This window comes from Microcoleus sp. C2D2 (assembly GCF_036702495.1).
Taxonomy (GTDB): domain Bacteria; phylum Cyanobacteriota; class Cyanobacteriia; order Cyanobacteriales; family Microcoleaceae; genus Microcoleus.
This window is the reverse complement of record NZ_JAUBTO010000301.1, coordinates 1-3,909: the sequence shown is the minus strand read 5'-3', so window position 1 is coordinate 3,909 and position 3,909 is coordinate 1. Positions and strand designations below refer to the sequence as shown.

Sequence of the window (3,909 nt, the reverse complement as noted above, 5' to 3'; positions counted from 1 at the left end):
TTTATATTCTACCATGCTGTGCCTAGATTGTGAACCTTCTTTTTTGCTGTTACCCCGATTTATTGAGCGGATACGTTTTAACTGAGATATTGCACCATTCTCAATTACTTGTTTAGGAACAGGCAAGATGCCTGTTCCACAAGAGATAAATTTTATTGTGGAACAGGCATCTTGCCTGTTCTTGACAATGGTGCAAGATGTGAGTTTTAACCGACTTTAGCTTTGAGGCAGGGGTTTCAACCCCGGCCGGACTGTCGGAAAGTATCAACAAACTGGATTTGATATTACATATTGTCTCACCACAGGACAAAGATTGAATAAACTTTCATTTTCCTGTTCTTCTATTTCAACTAACGATCGCCTCCCCAAAGATTGCAGCCCGTTGAATAACTCAGAGGGCGATAAATCGGCATCTTGTAGCAATTGCTCTATTGAAACTGAATTTGCTTCGCGGCTGAGGCGGCTGATGAGTTTTTTTTCTAATTCTGACAAACGATTTATCTGCGGGTGCAATGTTGCTGCCAATTCTTCCCCTAAGAATAGCATATCATATTTCAAAAATTCTGCAACCCTACCTCGGAATATTTCTTGAATGGTGGTGGCGACTATTTTTAACCACAATGGATTGCCTCGGTAGGCGTTAATTAGGTTTTCCCAGGTTTCGGGATTGAGTAAACTTTTTTGTCGGAAAATTTCGGCTGCTGCTGTACCTATGCCTTTGAGTTGTAAGCTGCGAACTGGTGATTTTTCTCCTTTTAAGGCGGTAATTTCTCTGGGAGGTTCCCAACTGTTGAGGATTAAGCAACTGTTGTGGGTTGTTTCTCCAATTTGTCTGAATAGGATGCTGTAATTTTCGCATTCGGGGCGGTAATTTCCTGCTAATTGTCCGCTGCTGAGAATGGTTTGCACGTCGTCGAGGATAATGAGACAGCGGTTTTTTCGCAGATATTCCATTAACAGAGAAAGTCGATCGGGGATGCTGGTAGGGAGTTCGATTTCGGGTTTATTTAAAAGAAATTATAGGAGATTTTTTAGGGTTGTTTCTAAGGGTGGGGAGTGGCAGAGACTTCGCCACATGACGTATTCAAAGTTATGCTTAATTTCTGGGATGAGGTGGAGGGAAAGTGCAGTTTTGCCAATACCGCTAATTCCTAATATTGCTGCGAGGGTGCACTTTTCTTGGACGATCCATTTTTCCAGGGTGGCGAGTTCGGATGTGCGATCGCACAATGATGAAATATGAGGTGCGTCTGCTAAGTCTAGTCGGGTTGGGGGTTTTGATGTGTCTGAGGTGGGGGTTGAGGGCGATCGCTTTTGTGGATATTCTGAAAATTGACTATCCTTACAGACATTGACATTACCAATAAAAAAATCGTTTCCCGAATTTGATGAAATGATGAATAATTGTCGTCTCTCAAGTGTCGATCGTAAATTCGATGGAGTAACTTCTTCACCTAATACATTTGATAAACGCTTCCATAATTTTGAAGCTACATTCCTGACGTGACCTTCGCTACAATGCGATACTTCTGCGATTTGAGAGTATTTTTGACCTTCCCATACACCCCCCAGGATAGCTTCTTGCAGATCCTCCAAATGTTCTCCCGTCTTAGCGAAAACCAGGTCATCGGCAAATCTCAAGACTTCTTTAACGTCCATCGGTGAGTTAAGTTTAGGGGTTTGGCCTATTATACCTACTATTTTATGACATTTTATGACATGGATGGCAACATTTGACTTTTTTGACAGTTAGCGTCAGGTACAACAACTTACATTTTCTGACGTTTTCTGACTGGACATCACTGTGAATATAATGATATTATCCAAAGATAAGCGAGAACTTTCCGCTAATAAACTCTAGCAAAACATTGGAGTCTTAAGCTCATGGCTAACGAACCCAAAAAAGAACCCAAGCTGAAATGTCCGCTGTCGCAAGAACAAAAGGAGACAGTCAAAGAGGTTGCTGATGTCATTGATAAGCATAGAAGAATTGTCAGAAAAATTACGGGTTAAAGCTAATAAATAGTTTTTTTTTTGCTTCGTATCGATATGAGAAATGATTTGAGTGGGTTTGAAATAATCAGACTATTGTTTGAACTGCTTTTTCAGCTAGTTGACTAAGAGTATTGATTTCTCGTAGGTATTTGACCCTAAAAGGAAATAAGCATGGATGCACTCGTAGCAGCAATCACACAAATTTTAGATTACATTTACACCCAAGGACCAGACGCGATCGCGCAGCTAACGGGACTACTCGAAGCTCTCAAGGTGGGTTCTGTTTATGTTGCGGCTCTGTTTGGCTTGATTGCTAACGTACCCGCTGTTATTGAAATTATTAGCCAGTTGATAGCTTTAATCAGTTCAGGTGCCGGTGTTACTGAAATAGCGACGGCTATCGGATCGTTAGCAGGCCCACTCGGAGTGTCTATTGAGTCTGTCATCCATATCTTACAAATAATCGGGGCTTTCTTGCTGGCATTTTAAATATATCAAGAGCGATCGCCCTTCCTTAACTGAGGTGCGATCGCCTTCATAATATCACAGTCTCAAACTATTTCCGAGGCTAAAAGCCTACCGTCAACTCGCTCATATTCATCTTCCACTAGCCACGAGTGAGCCTCATCGTAACTTGAACTTAAAAACAGCGGTTTATAATTTGCCGATGGCTCGTAAATACAACACTTACTATTTTTGCCACCCACTAACATCAGAATTCGAGGCGGGAAAACAATCGGATCTACCCACAACTCGATAAATTCCCAATCATTGATTTGTTCGACGAGGTTTTGTGCGGGGGATAACATGGTAATTATCGGTTCCTTTGATGATTTTAATTTCTGCGTAATACAGCGGAATGCGACTGCCGTCGGCTCTGATTTGATAACCTATAGGATAATCAAAGTATAACCCGTAGCGATCGTAGTCATCGATTTCATCCTCAATCCCTGTAAGCTCTCCTCTATCTATAATAGCTTGTATCACTAAATCCATTGTGGCTCTGTCATTAAATACATGAGCTTTTCCTTCTTTTCTCAGCAGTCTTTGTACCTGTGGCGTTGCTGGAAGATGTTTGTCAAATAAACTAATTCTTGGGTCTGGTGTTAGTTCGCGGTTAATGCCACTCATTAACTAATTATATAGGATACTTGCAATTAAGTTTACTATAACCTTACATGAAGATCGCCCTTCCTTAACCGAGGTGCGATCGCACTTTCCATTTATCCCCTAGATCGCAGTTCATCAAATTCTGCTTCTGAATCTTCCTTAGTAAAAATTACATCCTCATAAATAGCATCAATACCTGTGCGAAAATCTACGCTAGCCAAGTGAAGTTCGCTTCCTTGAGTATAGGAATACAAAACCCACAAGCCTTCAGAATTGCGGCGAAAACACTCTACCCGCTCACGTTTTTGGCTAATTAACACATACTCTTGAAGCGTTTCTAATTCTTGATAGTCAGCAAACTTATCGCCCCGATCGAATCCTTCCGTACCATTAGACAACACCTCGACAATTAAACAAGGATATCTTTTAAAAGATTGAAAAGCCTTGTCCCGTTCATCGCACGTTACCATCACGTCAGGATAGTAGTAAATATTCTTAGATTCAATCCTAGCTTTCATGTCAGACATATAAACGCGACAGCCACTACCCCGCACGTGATTTCTCAAAAGTGTACATAAGTTGCCCGCCACCGTCACATGAGCATCATTTGCATCAGCCCTTGCATAAATTTCGCCCTGAATATACTCATGTTTGAGCGGACTGAGTTCTTCTAACTTCAGATACTCTTCAGGCGAGATATAATTGTGGGTGCGATCGGCAATCATGGCAGGGTAAGCTCATCTAATTTGGTATAAATTGTACTTGACAATGAGTCAAATAAGTGAGATGACAACAATGCCACTC

General features: G+C 41.3%; 7 protein-coding genes. 2 read left to right on the top strand and 5 right to left on the bottom strand.

Annotation, left to right across the window (positions count from 1 at the left end):
• Positions 1-264: 264 nt before the first annotated feature.
• Both QUB61_RS38270 and QUB61_RS38265 read right to left on the bottom strand, forming a co-directional pair.
• Entirely contained in the window at positions 265-954 is a 690-nt protein-coding gene (locus tag QUB61_RS38270; RefSeq protein ID WP_333136543.1) for a hypothetical protein, read from the bottom strand.
• A 63-nt stretch (positions 955-1,017) separates the two neighbouring features.
• Complete coding sequence (locus QUB61_RS38265) at positions 1,018-1,659, bottom strand: hypothetical protein (RefSeq protein WP_333136541.1); 642 nt, start codon at positions 1,657-1,659, stop codon at positions 1,018-1,020.
• Between the two features lie 225 nt (positions 1,660-1,884).
• Here QUB61_RS38265 and QUB61_RS38260 point away from each other — a divergent pair, with 225 nt between their 5' ends.
• Together QUB61_RS38260 and QUB61_RS38255 are read left to right on the top strand one after the other, a co-directional pair.
• Positions 1,885-2,013: a hypothetical protein gene (locus QUB61_RS38260; RefSeq protein WP_281254565.1), complete on the top strand. Its 129-nt coding sequence runs from the start codon at positions 1,885-1,887 to the stop codon at positions 2,011-2,013.
• Positions 2,014-2,166: 153 nt separating this feature from the next.
• Positions 2,167-2,484 carry a hypothetical protein gene (locus QUB61_RS38255; RefSeq protein WP_333136539.1) on the top strand — a complete coding sequence of 106 codons (318 nt, stop codon included), beginning with the start codon at positions 2,167-2,169 and terminating at the stop codon, positions 2,482-2,484.
• A gap of 62 nt (positions 2,485-2,546) precedes the next feature.
• On the opposite strand, the gene QUB61_RS38250 is transcribed toward QUB61_RS38255, so the two are convergent.
• The 3 genes from QUB61_RS38250 to QUB61_RS38240 all read right to left on the bottom strand — a co-directional run bounded on the left by QUB61_RS38250 (position 2,547) and on the right by QUB61_RS38240 (position 3,830).
• Positions 2,547-2,804 carry a hypothetical protein gene (locus QUB61_RS38250; RefSeq protein ID WP_333136537.1) on the bottom strand — a complete coding sequence of 86 codons (258 nt, stop codon included), beginning with the start codon at positions 2,802-2,804 and terminating at the stop codon, positions 2,547-2,549.
• Entirely contained in the window at positions 2,764-3,126 is a 363-nt protein-coding gene (locus QUB61_RS38245) for a DUF6972 family protein (RefSeq protein ID WP_333136535.1), read from the bottom strand. The genes QUB61_RS38250 and QUB61_RS38245 overlap by 41 nt, the downstream gene beginning before the upstream one ends.
• Before the next feature lie 92 nt (positions 3,127-3,218).
• Positions 3,219-3,830, bottom strand: a complete 612-nt coding sequence (locus tag QUB61_RS38240) for a Uma2 family endonuclease (RefSeq protein ID WP_333136533.1) — start codon at positions 3,828-3,830, stop codon at positions 3,219-3,221.
• Positions 3,831-3,909: the final 79 nt, after the last annotated feature.

What these genes read in the sequence shown, in the direction of transcription:
- QUB61_RS38270 (WP_333136543.1), bottom strand. Translation starts at nt 954, where the DNA reads ATGGAATATCTGCGAAAAAACCGCTGTCTCATTATCCTCGACGACGTG.
- QUB61_RS38265 (WP_333136541.1), bottom strand. Translation starts at nt 1,659, where the DNA reads ATGGACGTTAAAGAAGTCTTGAGATTTGCCGATGACCTGGTTTTCGCT.
- QUB61_RS38260 (WP_281254565.1), top strand. Translation starts at nt 1,885, where the DNA reads ATGGCTAACGAACCCAAAAAAGAACCCAAGCTGAAATGTCCGCTGTCG.
- QUB61_RS38255 (WP_333136539.1), top strand. Translation starts at nt 2,167, where the DNA reads ATGGATGCACTCGTAGCAGCAATCACACAAATTTTAGATTACATTTAC.
- QUB61_RS38250 (WP_333136537.1), bottom strand. Translation starts at nt 2,804, where the DNA reads ATGTTATCCCCCGCACAAAACCTCGTCGAACAAATCAATGATTGGGAA.
- QUB61_RS38245 (WP_333136535.1), bottom strand. Translation starts at nt 3,126, where the DNA reads ATGAGTGGCATTAACCGCGAACTAACACCAGACCCAAGAATTAGTTTA.
- QUB61_RS38240 (WP_333136533.1), bottom strand. Translation starts at nt 3,830, where the DNA reads ATGATTGCCGATCGCACCCACAATTATATCTCGCCTGAAGAGTATCTG.